Source organism: Roseibium sp. AWQ4_290, from assembly GCF_056160985.1.
Genome location: NZ_JBSWYG010000037.1, coordinates 1 through 13,109, shown reverse-complemented (window position 1 = coordinate 13,109; position 13,109 = coordinate 1). Strand labels below are relative to the sequence as shown.

14 protein-coding genes, 1 tRNA gene and 1 pseudogene are annotated in these 13,109 nt (G+C 59.3%); 7 read left to right on the top strand and 9 right to left on the bottom strand.

Annotated elements, in window-relative coordinates; all coding sequences use genetic code 11:
* Positions 1-73: 73 nt before the first annotated feature.
* The 4 genes from ACXAH0_RS24535 to ACXAH0_RS24520 all read right to left on the bottom strand — a co-directional run bounded on the left by ACXAH0_RS24535 (position 74) and on the right by ACXAH0_RS24520 (position 4,250).
* Entirely contained in the window at positions 74-1,135 is a 1,062-nt protein-coding gene (locus ACXAH0_RS24535; RefSeq protein ID WP_475195823.1) for a DNA polymerase III subunit delta', read from the bottom strand.
* Positions 1,135-1,821 carry a dTMP kinase gene (gene tmk / locus ACXAH0_RS24530; protein ID WP_475186191.1) on the bottom strand — a complete coding sequence of 229 codons (687 nt, stop codon included), beginning with the start codon at positions 1,819-1,821 and terminating at the stop codon, positions 1,135-1,137. The genes ACXAH0_RS24535 and tmk overlap by 1 nt, the downstream gene beginning before the upstream one ends.
* Before the next feature lie 173 nt (positions 1,822-1,994).
* Positions 1,995-3,101, bottom strand: coding sequence for a D-alanyl-D-alanine carboxypeptidase family protein (locus ACXAH0_RS24525; protein ID WP_475195820.1), 1,107 nt, complete (start codon positions 3,099-3,101; stop codon positions 1,995-1,997).
* A gap of 159 nt (positions 3,102-3,260) precedes the next feature.
* Complete coding sequence (locus ACXAH0_RS24520; protein WP_475195818.1) at positions 3,261-4,250, bottom strand: septal ring lytic transglycosylase RlpA family protein; 990 nt, start codon at positions 4,248-4,250, stop codon at positions 3,261-3,263.
* An 897-nt stretch (positions 4,251-5,147) separates the two neighbouring features.
* Between ACXAH0_RS24520 and ACXAH0_RS24515 the strand changes: the two genes are divergently transcribed.
* A tRNA-Ser gene (locus ACXAH0_RS24515) sits at positions 5,148-5,237 on the top strand.
* 197 nt (positions 5,238-5,434) lie between these two features.
* Here ACXAH0_RS24515 and ACXAH0_RS24510 read toward each other — a convergent pair.
* Both ACXAH0_RS24510 and ACXAH0_RS24505 read right to left on the bottom strand, forming a co-directional pair.
* A complete protein-coding gene (locus tag ACXAH0_RS24510) occupies positions 5,435-5,668 on the bottom strand; it encodes a hypothetical protein (protein WP_475184458.1) in 234 nt (77 codons plus the stop codon).
* Positions 5,669-5,885: 217 nt separating this feature from the next.
* Positions 5,886-6,284: pseudogene (locus tag ACXAH0_RS24505) on the bottom strand (LysR substrate-binding domain-containing protein).
* On the opposite strand from ACXAH0_RS24505, the gene ACXAH0_RS24500 reads away from it, so the two are divergent.
* Positions 6,177-6,629 (top strand): hypothetical protein, encoded by a 453-nt coding sequence (locus tag ACXAH0_RS24500; protein ID WP_475195852.1) that lies wholly within the window; start codon positions 6,177-6,179, stop codon positions 6,627-6,629. The pseudogene ACXAH0_RS24505 and the gene ACXAH0_RS24500 sit on opposite strands and share 108 nt — an antisense overlap.
* A 17-nt stretch (positions 6,630-6,646) precedes the next feature.
* Here ACXAH0_RS24500 and ACXAH0_RS24495 read toward each other — a convergent pair whose 3' ends face one another.
* Positions 6,647-7,135, bottom strand: a complete 489-nt coding sequence (locus tag ACXAH0_RS24495) for a GNAT family N-acetyltransferase (RefSeq protein ID WP_475195816.1) — start codon at positions 7,133-7,135, stop codon at positions 6,647-6,649.
* Positions 7,132-7,743 carry a TetR/AcrR family transcriptional regulator gene (locus tag ACXAH0_RS24490; RefSeq protein ID WP_475195814.1) on the bottom strand — a complete coding sequence of 204 codons (612 nt, stop codon included), beginning with the start codon at positions 7,741-7,743 and terminating at the stop codon, positions 7,132-7,134. The genes ACXAH0_RS24495 and ACXAH0_RS24490 overlap by 4 nt, the downstream gene beginning before the upstream one ends.
* 156 nt (positions 7,744-7,899) lie before the next feature.
* Between ACXAH0_RS24490 and ACXAH0_RS24485 the strand changes: the two genes are divergently transcribed.
* Genes ACXAH0_RS24485 through ACXAH0_RS24465 form a run of 5 tightly spaced genes read left to right on the top strand, consistent with a single transcriptional unit; the run spans position 7,900 to position 12,337 of the window.
* Positions 7,900-8,949 carry an extracellular solute-binding protein gene (locus tag ACXAH0_RS24485; RefSeq protein WP_475195811.1) on the top strand — a complete coding sequence of 350 codons (1,050 nt, stop codon included), beginning with the start codon at positions 7,900-7,902 and terminating at the stop codon, positions 8,947-8,949.
* A gap of 8 nt (positions 8,950-8,957) precedes the next feature.
* A complete protein-coding gene (locus ACXAH0_RS24480; RefSeq protein ID WP_475195808.1) occupies positions 8,958-9,812 on the top strand; it encodes an ABC transporter permease in 855 nt (284 codons plus the stop codon).
* Positions 9,812-10,591: an ABC transporter permease gene (locus ACXAH0_RS24475; protein ID WP_475195805.1), complete on the top strand. Its 780-nt coding sequence runs from the start codon at positions 9,812-9,814 to the stop codon at positions 10,589-10,591. Before ACXAH0_RS24480 ends, ACXAH0_RS24475 begins: the two co-directional genes overlap by 1 nt.
* Positions 10,588-11,607, top strand: coding sequence for an ABC transporter ATP-binding protein (locus ACXAH0_RS24470; RefSeq protein ID WP_475195803.1), 1,020 nt, complete (start codon positions 10,588-10,590; stop codon positions 11,605-11,607). Before ACXAH0_RS24475 ends, ACXAH0_RS24470 begins: the two co-directional genes overlap by 4 nt.
* 1 nt (position 11,608) lies before the next feature.
* Positions 11,609-12,337 carry an MBL fold metallo-hydrolase gene (locus ACXAH0_RS24465; protein WP_475195801.1) on the top strand — a complete coding sequence of 243 codons (729 nt, stop codon included), beginning with the start codon at positions 11,609-11,611 and terminating at the stop codon, positions 12,335-12,337.
* A 19-nt stretch (positions 12,338-12,356) separates the two neighbouring features.
* On the opposite strand, the gene ACXAH0_RS24460 is transcribed toward ACXAH0_RS24465, so the two are convergent.
* Positions 12,357-13,109 (bottom strand): sugar phosphate isomerase/epimerase family protein (locus tag ACXAH0_RS24460; protein WP_475195799.1); only part of this gene is annotated, 753 nt, incomplete at its 5' end.

Sequence of the window (13,109 nt, the reverse complement as noted above, 5' to 3'; positions counted from 1 at the left end):
GGACCGACTCTGGCCAGTCCGCCCGGTTGGTCTTGATAGCCTCTCTTGGCCCGAACCCCAAGCCCTGAGCGGGTCAGGCAGCTTTCAGAGCAAAGAAAAAGTCAAGAACCACCTGCTTCCGGTCCAGATTGAGCGCGTCCGCGTCCCGGATGGCCTTGAGGGTTCTGTCACGCAGCTCGACAAAGCGGTAGGCGGCCCGCACGCCGGTTCTCAGGTCCTGGCGCATCCTGTCGTGGAGCCAGGCCTCCAGAATATGTTCAAAGCTTTCCCAATTGTCGGACTGGCCCCTCACCGCCACCAGATCGGCCAGGGCGTGGACAGCGCCCAGATCCAGCTGCCCGGGATGGCTTGCAAGCTGACGCAGACCCTTGGCGATCTGCAGCCCGTCACCAGAGAGCAGCGTGAGTGCGGACCGGAGGCTGCCCTCGGCGGTTCTGGTGATTTCGCGGAGATCTTCCGGAGACCCCGGCGCATCCACGGCCAGCTCTTGAAGGCCGTCTGCGAGTTCTGCTTCGGACAGGGGCGTCATGTCAAGGCGGCGGCACCTGGACCGGATCGTCGGCAACAGGCGCCCCGGGGCGTGGCTGAGCACCAGAAACAGACAGCGTTCAGGCGGCTCTTCAAGGATTTTCAGCAAGGCGTTGGCCGAACTGGCATTCATGTCGTCGGCCGAGTCCACAATGCACAGGCGCCAGGCCCTGGCGGAAGCGGTGGTTCCGAAAAAGGAAACGGTCTTGCGGACCTCATCCACGGGCAGGTCCGACTTGAACCTCTTGCCCCTGTCATCCCACGGCCGCCGCAGATGCAGAATGTTCGGATGCCCGCCTGCGGTGACCTGCCTGCACACCGGATGGTCCGCAGGCACGCTCAAATCGGTTGCCTGTGAGGTCTGAGGGCCAAACCGGTCGCCATGGGCGATCACGAATTTGGCAAAGCGGAAGGCCAGGGTCGCCTTGCCGATGCCCTTCGGTCCGCCAAGGATCCAGGCATGGTGCAGGCGCTCGGAGCGGTAGGCGTCCAAAAGCGCCTGTTCTGTTGTCTTGTGCCCGATCAGCCGCGTGCGTTCATGGGGCAGCGGGACGCCCGGAAGGGCGTCGACTTCGGGTGTGTCGGCCGGTTCATTTTTGCGCGCCATCAGGCCGGCCCCCCTTCACCGGGACGCACTGGGCCCTGGCTGCTCAGATCCTCTGCAAAGTGGGTCAAGACCGCCTTGCGGATTTCCTTTTCGACAAAATCCGTGTTGCGGGAGCCGTCTACGATGGTGAACCGGTAAGCCTCGTCCAGCGCGAGCTGCAGGAACAGTTTCCGGCGGCGCTCATGAACCGCGAGCGCCTCGTCCTCGAACCTGTCCGGGCCGCCGCTGGCATCTGTCTTGGAGCGTTTGGCCACACGGCTCAGACCGATTTGCGGTGGCACATCGATCAAGATGGTCATTTCCGGGCGGGTGCCTGCGACAGCAGCGGTTTCCAGCAGCTTCAGATAGTCCTGATCCACTCCGGCTTCCCCTTGATAGACCCGGGTTGAATCCGCATAGCGGTCGCACAGGACCCACTCACCCCGCTCAAGCGCGGGCCGGATGGTTGCATCCACATGATCTGCGCGTGCGGCGGCAAACAGCATCGCCTCACCGCGTGGGCCCAGATCTTTTGCCTCTCCGGACAAAAGCAGCGTGCGGATCTTTTCAGCGCCCGGAGACCCGCCAGGCTCGCGGGTGACGGTGATAGCGTGCCCAAACCCTTCCAGATAGGTTTTCAGCCGGGCAATCTGAGTGGACTTCCCGGCCCCCTCACCGCCTTCAAATGAAATGAAATGTCCTGGCAAACTGCCCCCGGTTTTTTGGTTGCACCACGCGCTGAGGCAGCTGGCCCGGAAATCCGCCTGATTCCCGCCCGTGCCTGTCTGTGCCATGGCTTTTAGCAGGGATCGGCGCAAATGTTGATGCTGCTTTGCCGAGTTATGCTGGGCAAAGATCTGCGAACAATAGGCTTTGCGATTTAACCGATCCAGCCGAACAGCAATTCCTGAAGGCCGTCAACGGCCCGGTCCATCAAGCTGCCTGCGCTGACTGCGTTCCCGGTGACCAAAGGGGCCCGGTAGACGATACCCTCCTTGCCGATCACGCGCAGTTCGCCAGCGGGCATGCCTTTAGAAACGGGGGCCTTCAAAGGGCCCTCATAGACGACGCGCAGCCGGTAATCGAGGCTGCCACCCCGGGCGAGCAACACGTCGACATCGGCTGTGGCGACCAGGGGCACTGCCCCTTGCGTGCCGCCGAACACACGGCCCTCAACAACCGTTTCTCCGGCCGTAAAGAGTGTCTGGATGGCATAGTACTCCCAGGCACCGGCGATCACCTGATTGAGTGACTGCAGCCGGTGCTTGTCGGAATTGAGCCCGGCGACGGCTGCAATCACGCGCCGTCCGTCCCGCTTGACCGAGGCAAGCCCCGAATACCCGTCTTCCGGATCATTGCCACCGCCCAGCCCGTCCAGGTTCCGGATCTCGCCAAGAAGCGGGTTCTTGTTGCGCTGAAAAATCTTGTTCCAGGTGAATTCGGGGATGGAGAACAGCGGATAATAGTCCGGATGCTCTTCCAGAATATATTCGGCAAGCCGAGCCTGGTCCCGCACAGTGGTCTGGCTGGGAACATCGTCAAAGCCGGTCGGATTGCCGAAGGATGAGCCAGCCATGCCCAGGGAACGGGCGAGATCTGTCATGCGTTTGGCAAAGGCCTCTTCCGATCCGTCAGCGCATTCGGCCAGAATGATGGCTGCGTCATTGGCATTGTGAACCAGAAGCCCCTTGAGAAGGTCCGTCACTGCGATTTCGGATTTGATGGCCGCAAACATGGTGGAGGTGCGCGACGGAGCGCCACCGGTACGCCAGGCATGTTCGCTGACCTTACAAAGCTGGTCAGGCGAAAGGGTCCCGTCTCTCAGAAGATGAAACACCGTGGCCGCTGTCATCACCTTTACCAGCGATCCCGGTTTGAAGGGGGTGTCCGGTTCCTTGGAAAACAGGACTGTGCCTGAGGAAGGTTCCAGCAGGTAGGCTTTGGGGGCTCTTGTATCGAGACCGTCACTTGCTTGAGCGGGCTCCATCTGGGGCGTGCTGACAGAAACAAGCGCAGTAAAAAGGGGTAAGCAGATCGTGCGAGGCTGCAGCCAAAATCCGAGGTTTGACAGGTACATAGGCCGGATTACCTTGACACTTCATCGCGGTTAAAACGGCAAATTTTCCGGCCGCTGAGGACGTGCCGATTATTCGCCTGCCGGTATATTAGCAGCAAGCTGACGCATGGAAAGACCGGATGTCGACAGAGTGGACAGGGTCTCATGCGCGTCTGCGATCCTCTGGTTGGCCGCATAGGAGGAGACGGCACTTCCGGGCTCAAGCGTCACACGGCGGCCGGGAACCGGAATTGTCTCGTCAGCGCTTGCTGAAGCGTAGCCGGATGCATGCTGCGTCGGCAGTTGGCCGAAATGGTTGTTGGACGCCACCTTGACGGTTGCCCCGCCTGCTTCAAACGCGATAGCCGGATCAAAGGCAACAGTGACGGTCTGGGCGGTGCGGGTCTGACTGAGCGCTGCCAGATAGGGGCGTGAGGCAGGAGCCGGAACCGAGCCGAAAATGACCTCCGGGGTGACTTGTGCCAGCAGTGTTCCGGGCTGTGTGCCACCGGGCACAACCGAACCGGGACCCCGGTAGGAGGCCATCAGATAGGCTTCGTCCTGTCCGTGCAGCGGTGCGCGGCCGACATATTCGACCTTAACCTTGCCAACGCCCGCGGATTTGGTGCCCAGCATGGTTGCGACCCGTTCTGAGAGGTCGATGATCCGGTTGCCGTGGAACGGTCCGCGGTCATTCACGCGCACAATCATCGAGCGGCCATTGGCCGTGTTGGTGACACGGGCATAGGATGGCAGCGGCATGGTGGTGTGGGCGGCTGTCAGAGAGTTGCGGTCGAAGATCTCACCATTGGCAGTCTTGCGGCCATGGAATGTCGGCCCGTACCACGAGGCAAGCCCGACCTTTTTGTAGTTGGGGTCTTCCTTTGGGTAATACCACTTGCCGGCAATCTTGTATTTCTTTCCGACCACATAGCGGCCCCCGCCTTTGGGGACCGGCTTGCCGGCTGCTACCATTTTCGGGCTCGCCTTGACGCCGTATTTTTTCGGGCTGAACTTGGCTTTGGTCTGGGGAGTGGAGCTACAGGCCGCGACCAGAGTGACAGCCGCAACAGCCAGCATAACGGGCCCGAAGCGGCGCAATCGGCTGCCCGCCTGCCCGTCTGTCTTATCTCGCGGTTGATGTGTCGCTATACCCGATGACGATCCAGCCCCCAGGCTGTTGGCGCCGTCTGTCCCTTGCATCCCTGCCGTCCTACTCACTACGCGTTGGCGGCCCCGCAGCTTACGCGATCCCCCGGTGCTGAAACAAAGCTTCTAGCACTGGATTCAGGCTACGATCCGATCCTGTGATCAGTCCCCTATCGATGCACAGCCCCCGCAATGCATCCGATCATAGTGCCTGTTTAAATCGCAAGTTTATTACTTGAAAGTAAATGCCGCGTCGAGACTGCTGACCTCCCAAAGCAGGCACCACGCACAGGAAACTTGAAAAATGCTGGAGATCCCTTGGGAAATTTTTGGTTAACACACTGAAATGTAATTTGAAAAAATCCGTATTTCTGTGTGCCTTGACTGTTGCGCTAGGGGCACAGCGTTGGAAAAATCGCCAAACAGGCAGGATGTGATGCAGGTCACATCCCCTCTCAGCGCGGCGGGCTAGGGTGACGTCATTGCTCGTGACCGCCCTGTCACGGCAATGCTGGACCCCACCTCCAGCTTTGGCCGCCGGTTCAAAACCCTGCCCACGACACCGGACCGGCGGCCCCACTCTTTGGCGAAGTTCCGATGCCGGGTGCATGTTCCGACCCCACCTCAGAAACGGCCTTACGCAGCGCTTGCCGTGCACGGCGCCGGATTGTCCCAAGGGTCGTGCCAATTGAGGCCGTTCAAGATGATCAGCGCAGGTCCACATGATTTTTCAGCAAATTGCCTGGCCGTGAAGTCCGGCTCTTGACATTCGCCGCCAGACAAAGGAAACGGGAGCTGTGGCCGCGCTTCGCGCGCCGGGCTGCATTTGGTGAGGTGGCCGAGTGGTTTAAGGCAGCGGTCTTGAAAACCGCCGTGCGTGAGAGCGTACCGTGGGTTCGAATCCCACCCTCACCGCCATTTTCCTCATCGTGCGATCCGGAGACATAGGTCACAGTTTGTACCGGAGACATGGGTTACAACCTCGTGCCGAACGGGTTGCTGATTGTCTTTAGTGTTGTCTGCTCAAGATTGCGCCTGACCAGTGATGGTCGCGCAGGAAGCCGATCGGCAAAATTGCCCCGACAAAAGCGCCTGCGTCTTTGACGTGCCTTGTCTCAATGCAAGCTGAGCAGGACTTCCAGGTCGCGGGTTGTCAGGCGTTGCATCAGCATCCGGTCTTCGCCGTTCAGCGTGTGGCCCTCGGCGATGTGGGTCTGGATCAGCCGCGCAACAAGGCTGGTCGGCTGGTAGTAGAGGTCCGGGTTGTCGCGGCTTACCTCGGTTACAAGCCGGCGTATCAGGGCCTTTTGTTTTTCCGCATCGGTTTCGGATTTCTTGTCTTTCAGCATTACGGGTCCAACTGTTCTGCAGTCCCCAATCATTAGGGCGTTATGCGAGGCCGTTCCCCAAAGTCTCTTGCAAGGAGCCCTCACACCTGGAATGTGGCGCGGTGCAAGGCCGTCTCAAGGTGCGGGGCGGCAAAATCCACGAAGACGCGTATTTTTTGTGGCATGAGACCTGCCGCGTACAGGATATTGACCGGAAGGGGCGCGGTTTCCTCTTCCTTTAGGATAATCTCAAGGGCCCCTCCGCAACGGCGTCTGCGACCTGATAGGACAGCACGCGGGCGACCCGGAGACCGGTGGCGGCGGCTTCACTGGCGGCATTGGCGTTATTCACGATCATCCGCGCGTGAACGGGCACCCACCGTTCGGAGACCCCTTCCCCGAAACGCCACTTGTCTGACGCCATGAGACCGGAGAAGGAAATCCAGTCGTGCCGGGAGAGGTCTTCGGCTTTTTGAGGGGCGTCCCTGCTGGTCAAATATCTGGTGGATGCTCAGCAAACCCAGCGCACATGTCCAACAAGCCAGGCTCGCAGGCCGCTTTCGGGCAGATGGCCGATGCCTATGGCGGCATCAATATGCTCTTCCTGCAGGCTGACGGACCGGTCGGCCTGGGACAGCCGGACATCGATCTGCGGATAGGCCTTCAGGACGTTCGAGATCACGGGCAGCAGGTGCATCCGCTTCCTGATCGATTATGCGCAGCCTCGGCGGGTGAACTCTGGGGGCGCGCGAAGGTGATCGAGGAGGATCATACGCTGCTCGACAGCCTCCGGCCTGAAGATGGCCGGGGAAGAGCTGAACGTGCGATCCTGTTTGACCTATCTGCCTGGGATGTGAACTGCCCGCAACACATTCTGCAGATGGTCGATGCTGCGGAGCTGGCGTTCGCCGTTGCGCAGCGCGAAGAGCGCATTGCCGCGCTCGAGGCCGAGATCAAGCGGCTTGGAAAGGCGGACGGCTGAGGCCTCTGGCGATTGGCTTAACGTTTGGCGAGCATTGGCAGGATCCGGCCCCATGCGGTTTCCGCTGGTGGTCCGGACGGTTCAAACCCCAGTTTGCGGTAGACCGCAATTGCCCTGGTATTGTCAGGATGCGGGTCCACTCCGATCACCGGGGCACCGTCTTCGAACAGGTACGTGAGCCGGGCGGAGATAAAGGCCGTGCCATGCCCCTGGCCGAGCAGGTCCGGCTCGCCGATATATTGATCGATGCCGCGCGATCCTTTTGGCAACCCGGCGAAGTGGTGGTTGTCCCAGCCATGCACACAATAGTCCTGCATGAAGGCAAAGGGGCGTGCGTCATAGGAGACGATCCAGCGGGCTACGCGCGGGTCGGCCATTTCTTCGTCCGTGTAGAGCTCTTGCCTGTCCCACCACTGACGGACGTGTGGATGTGCCTGCCACGTATTCAGCAGAGGAAAATCGTCCTTTTTCAGCTTGCGGAAAGCATAGTTTCGGGCCCGGTTCATGTGCCGTTTATAGCAGACTGGCGGCATGACTTGCCGAATCTGAACGGACCTGATAAGGCGCAAACCGCTTTCACATGACGGGCGAAGGCCTGACTGAAGGTGTCAAGTGTCATGTCTTCTTTCACGGTGAACTCGATAAAGAGCCCGTTCAAGCTCAAAAAGAGCACCTCTCCGAAGGCTTCCGGTTCGATCTCCGGGCGCAAGAGACCTTGCCCCTGCAAGACGACAAGCAGCTTTGTCATTTGCTTGGTCAGTTCCGTGTCGAGCATCCTGTAGCGGTGGGAAAAAGGTGTCTCAGGGTGCTGGATTGCGAGGGCCATGGCAGAGCGCCACATTTCCTTAGTCAGGTAGACGAGACAGTGCTCATTGTAGATGGAGGCGAGCTGGCAAATGGCCTCCGGCGCAGTGGTGTGGTTGCCCTCCAGCATAGCTTCGCCCTGGTGCAGGACTTCTTCCACTTCCATGGAAACAATCGCCAGAAGCACATCAGCCTTGCTGGTGAAGTAGTTGTAAAAGGCGCCGACCGAGATGTCCGCCTTTTCAGCGATTTCACCAATCGTAGCCGCTTCATAGCCGCTCTGCTTAAAAAGCAGGCTTGCTGCCTCCAAAAGTGCCCGCCTTCTGGTCGCTTTCTGTTGTTCGCGCAGTCCTGCCATAAGCACCTCATTCCTCGCTGAAAAATAGCATTGACTCTAAAAGTGAATGCGTTCAACTTTTTTCTACAGAAAATAAAAATACTGCAATTTTACCAACCGGAGACGAACATGACTTTCAAGCTGAGTTGCGCCGCGGCCGCTCTGATGGCCGGACTGGCCACGACGGCCCAGGCCAAGGACCTCAATGCCCTGATCTGGTGTGACCATGCCGATCCGGCGCTGCTGGAGCCTTTCGAAAAGGCTCATGATGTGCGTGTGAATGTGAAGGAATACGAAGGCACTGCTGCTGGCCTGACCCTTCTGGAACAATCCCGGCCTGGGGACTGGGACATCCTTGTGATTGATGCGGTGGATGTGGGCCGGGCTGTGGAGCGCGGATTTCTGGCGCCGTTGCCTGAAGGGACTGCACCGACCGGGGACTATTTTCCCGAAGTGCTCTTCAAGGATCATGTTACAGTGGATGGCACAGTCTATGCCGCCGTTGAGAAATTCGGCTACAACACAATCGCCTACAACAAGTCTGCCGTTGATCCAGAGGATATGACCAGTCTGGATGCGCTGTGGTCCGGCAAATATGATAACCGGATTGCGATCTATGACTACTATCTTCCGGTCATGGGGCTGGTTGGGCTGGAAGCGGGGGTTGCCACGGCAGACCTGAATGCTCAAACGCTGCCCACGATCAAGACGCCGTTGATGGAACTCAAAACCGCCTCCAAACAGGTGTCCGATGTGGTGGCGAGCCAGACGGCCCTGGCCACCGGTGAGGTTGATATCGTGATTGGTGGCGGCGAGTGGCTGACCGCCGTGTTGAATGCCGAGAACCCGGATCTGGACTGGACCATCCCCAAGGAAGGCGGCCTGCTTTGGGCGCAGTCGATTGGCGTGGTGGAAGGAAGCGCGGAACCGGAGCTTGCCGCTGAATTCATCAAATATATCACTTCGCCTGAAGGACAGGCCCGTCTGGCAACCTCGTCCTGCTATTGGGGCATGCCCGCCAACAAAGCAGCGGGAAATGTGTTGACCTCTGAACAAAAGGCAATCCTGCGCTGGGGCGATCAGGCAGACTATCTGTCCCGTGCCCAGCTCTATCCGGTGCCGGATGCGGACACGGATGCCGCAATGCAGGACCTTTGGACCGACATGCTTCAGAACTGAGGTCTGGTATGAGTATTGAAGCACAGGAAAAACGTCAGGGTGCGGTGCTTGCCGCCCCTGCCCTTTTGTGGACTCTGGTGTTTTTCATTTTGCCCTTCGGGGCGATGATCCTGATCAGCCTTGCCCACATGGAGGGGCGCACCGTGGTGCAGGGATTTGATCTGGGCAACTACATCAAAATCTTTTCCGACCCGCCGCTGCGTAAGGGAATTGCCGTTTCCCTCGAAGTCACAGCGCTTGTGACCGTGATCTCAGTGCTTTTGGCGTGGCCCTTTGCCTGGATCATTGCCACAAGGGTGCCAGAACGCTGGCGGCGCCTGGTGCTGCTTCTGGCGGTTTTGCCGTTCTGGACCTCCTATGTGGTGCGCTCCTACTCCTGGGCTTTGGTCCTGGGCGAAAAGGGGGTGGTCATGAACACGCTGGTCGGGCTCGGGGTTTTGGCTGAACCGGTCCAGATCATGGCTACGCGCGCGGCCACGGTGACCGGATTTGTGCACTTCTTTGTCATGCTGCTCACCCTCACGATTTATTCAAACCTGATTCAGTTGTCGCCGAATTATGCCCGGGCTGCCGAAGATCTCGGAGCGTCCAGATGGAAGGTGATCTGGTTTGTGATCTTGCCATTGACCCTGCCGGGCGTGGTCACCGGTGCGTTTCTCACCTTTGTTTTGTGTATCGGCGATTACATCACACCTCAGATCCTGGGTGGAAACAACGAGCTGACCATCCCCCAGCTGATCATGCTGCAGCTTGGACGGCGCGGCGACTTTCCCATGGCCTCCGCCTTGTCCATTGTCCTGATGGCGATTGTGAGTGTCGCCTATCTGGTGACAGCGCGCTGGCTGAAGATGGAGCGGGTCTGATGCGCGGTTCCTCCATTCTGTCCTGGGCCTATCTTGCGGCGGTTTTTGTGTTCATCCTGCTGCCGGTTGTCGTGCTGGTGGTGTTCTCTTTTCAGGACGGGCGCCTGCCGGTGCCGCCTTTCAAAGGGGCAACGCTGAAATGGTACGCACAGGTCCTCGGGGACCGTGCCATGATGGAAGCGCTTGTCAATTCTCTGGCTGTCGCATTCGTGTCAGCGTTCGTGGCACTGGTGCTGGGATTTCTCGCAGCCTCCGGTCTTGCGCGGGTGGTGCTTCCTGGATCTGCGCTGATGCGCAGCCTTCTGATTGCACCCATGACGGTGAGCTATCTGATCATTGCCCTTGGTCTTTTGCAGATGTTCAACAGCATCGGCATCCGCCCCTCGCTTCTGGCGACCGGGATCGGCCATGTGGTGATCAATCTGCCTCTGTGTTTTGCGATCCTTTATGCTGCGATCGGCGACCACCAGAAAAACGCCCTGAAAGCCGCGCGGGATCTGGGAGCCTCAGAAGTCCAGACCTTGTGGTTCGTGGCCGCGCCCATGTTGCTGCCGGCGCTTGGGGCGGCGTTTTTCCTGGCATTCACCTTCTCCTGGGATGAATTCATCATCGCCTTTCTGCTCACCCGTTTTGACGTGACCTTGCCCGTGGAAATCTGGTCAATGCTGCGCTCAGGCCTGTCGCCGGCAACCAATGCGGTCGGCTCGCTTGTGTTCCTTGTCTCTGTCCTGATTGTTCTGGTGCTGGAAGTCACCTTTTTCCGGAAGGGGTCGACATGACCGCTGATCTGCACATCAAATCCGTCAAACACCGGTTTCACAGCTTTACAGCGCTGCATCAGATCGATCTTGAGATAAACGCGGGAGAGTTCGTCGTGCTGCTCGGACCCTCCGGCTGTGGCAAGACCACGCTTTTGTCGATCATTGGCGGGTTTTTGACACCAAGCGAAGGCCAGCTTCTGATCGGTGGGCGTGACATGACCCATGTGGCCCCAAAAGACCGGCCGACAACCACCATGTTTCAGGACTATGCCCTGTTCCCGCATATGAGCCTGCGCGATAATGTGTCCTTTGGGCTGCGCATGCGCGGGGTCAACCGGCGCGCGCGCATCAGCCGCGCGATGGAGATGCTCGATATGGTCGGTCTGGCAGACAAGGCCGGCCGCAAACCGCACGAATTGTCGGGCGGCCAGAGACAACGAGTGGCCCTGGCAAGAGCGCTGGCGGTGGAGCCGGATGTGTTGTTGTTGGACGAACCCCTGGGGGCGCTGGACCTAAAGCTGCGCCGTCAGATGCAGGACGAGCTGAAAGCCATCCAGCGGCGGGTCGGCACGACCTTTGTTCATGTGACGCATGACCAGGAAGAAGCGATGGCAATCGCGGACCGGATCGTTGTGATGAACCACGGGCATATCGAACATTGTGGTACGCCAGAAGAGGTTTATCTCACGCCCCGGACCCTGTTTGCCGCAAATTTCATGGGTGAAATGAACCGCATCCCGGTCGTGGCGGCACAAGGCAGGGTGACCTCTCCGCTGGGGGCGCTGGATCTGGCACCGCAAAACGGACTCTTGTGCCTGCGTCCGGAAAATATCGGCCTGGAGGGGGACATTGATCTTGGCCCGGCCCGGTTGATTGAAACAGGGTTTTTCGGAGCCCATCACAGGTGCCGGTTTGCCCCCGCCGCCGCCCCTGACCTGACCCTGACCGCCCATTTGCCTCAGGGGCAGGTTCCGGCTGTTGGGCAAGACGTTTCCCTTTACGGTACAAACCCTGTTTTTCTGCCGGAGACGTGACATGAAACGCATCCCTCCCCGGGACTGGTACCGCCTGCGCAGTGCAGGTGACGGCATCACCTGGATAGACGAGCCCCATATCCAGGAGTTCTACCGCTGCAACATATGGCATGTGCGCGGACGGGACCGGGACCTCATGGTGGACAGCGGCATGGGGGTTGTGTCTTTAAGGCAATGGGTGCCCCTTGTGAGCGAGCGGCCTCTGGATGCCGTCGCCAGCCATACCCACTTTGACCATATCGGCTGCCATCACGAGTTTCCCTGCCGGCTGTGTCATTCTGCCGAGGCGGATCTTCTGGCGCATCCAACACGGCAGAACACGCTCGCTGATCCTTATGTGACTGACGCAATTTTCGATGCCTTGCCGGAGGTGCCCTACAGCTCCACCAGCTATGCCGTCAAAGCCGCGCCTGCGACGCGGATTTTGGAGGATGGAGACATCATTGATCTGGGCGACCGTGTTTTTCAGGTGATCCACACACCCGGTCACAGCCCTGGCGGGATCGCGCTTTGGGAAGCGGCGACGGGTATCTTGATCTCAGGAGATATCCTTTATGATGGTCCGTTGATCGAAGACACCTATCATGCCGATGCGCAGGACTATGTCCGGTCCATGGAGCGGTTGGCCAGCCTCCCCGTCCGTATTGTGCACGGGGGGCACTTTCCCTCCTTTTCCGGCGCGCGCCTGACCGAACTTGTGACAGCCTGGCTCAAGGAAAAGGGCCTTTGAACGGCCCTGTTCTGCTGTTTTAGGCGCGTGGCTTGGGGGACGTGTCTCCAAAAAGTGCCTTGAACCGGGGAAGGCATTGGCGGAAGCCCGCTTCGAAGTCGCCATTGCCCGGATGATAGACGCTTTCAAGGGAGATCACCCCATCATAGCCATCCCTGCGGAGTGCCCCGGCGATTTGAGGCAGCTGATCTGAAAGTTGCCCCTCTCCCAAGGGGCGCACTTCCAGTGTCGCCCTCGGCGTGTCCACTTTTACGTCCTTGATATGGATATGGCCAAGATAACCGCCGCGCAGGGTCTCGTAGCCGTCCGGATAGGCCTCTTCATGGCACCAGCAGTTGTTGGCCGGGTCCCACAGAACCTTGAGGCAGTCACGGGCCTGAAGATCGTCGATCAATTTGCGGGCCGTATAACTTGAATTGACCATGGTGCCGTTGCCGGTCTCCACCGCGAGCGCGATGCCTTCTGCGCGGGCAAGACGGATGGCCGGTTCGATCAGAGCCAGTGTGGCATCCCAGGCGCCTTTGGCAACATTCCAAACCTCGGCCCCGCCCCTGCCCCACAGGATCTGTTCTTTCTTGTTGGTCATGATCCGCACGAGAGGCGCCTCCAGCATCTGGGCCATCGCGATGACCCGCTTGAGTGCGTCCATGTGCTGGCTATGCGTGTCCGCCCGGTGAAGCCGGTCTTCATGGCGGCGCCGCGCTCTGTTACGCTGCTTTTGCAGCGTAACACCAAGGCATGAGTTCGTTGATGCGATTGATCTTGTGGTCGG

Coding starts and splice junctions, on each gene's coding strand:
- ACXAH0_RS24535 (WP_475195823.1), bottom strand. CDS start 1,135: ATGGCGCGCAAAAATGAACCGGCCGACACACCCGAAGTCGACGCCCTT.
- ACXAH0_RS24470 (WP_475195803.1), top strand. CDS start 10,588: ATGACCGCTGATCTGCACATCAAATCCGTCAAACACCGGTTTCACAGC.
- ACXAH0_RS24510 (WP_475184458.1), bottom strand. CDS start 5,668: ATGCTGAAAGACAAGAAATCCGAAACCGATGCGGAAAAACAAAAGGCC.
- ACXAH0_RS24500 (WP_475195852.1), top strand. CDS start 6,177: ATGTCCAACAAGCCAGGCTCGCAGGCCGCTTTCGGGCAGATGGCCGAT.
- ACXAH0_RS24495 (WP_475195816.1), bottom strand. CDS start 7,135: ATGAACCGGGCCCGAAACTATGCTTTCCGCAAGCTGAAAAAGGACGAT.
- ACXAH0_RS24525 (WP_475195820.1), bottom strand. CDS start 3,101: ATGGAGCCCGCTCAAGCAAGTGACGGTCTCGATACAAGAGCCCCCAAA.
- ACXAH0_RS24480 (WP_475195808.1), top strand. CDS start 8,958: ATGAGTATTGAAGCACAGGAAAAACGTCAGGGTGCGGTGCTTGCCGCC.
- ACXAH0_RS24465 (WP_475195801.1), top strand. CDS start 11,609: ATGAAACGCATCCCTCCCCGGGACTGGTACCGCCTGCGCAGTGCAGGT.
- ACXAH0_RS24475 (WP_475195805.1), top strand. CDS start 9,812: ATGCGCGGTTCCTCCATTCTGTCCTGGGCCTATCTTGCGGCGGTTTTT.
- ACXAH0_RS24485 (WP_475195811.1), top strand. CDS start 7,900: ATGACTTTCAAGCTGAGTTGCGCCGCGGCCGCTCTGATGGCCGGACTG.
- ACXAH0_RS24520 (WP_475195818.1), bottom strand. CDS start 4,250: ATGCTGGCTGTTGCGGCTGTCACTCTGGTCGCGGCCTGTAGCTCCACT.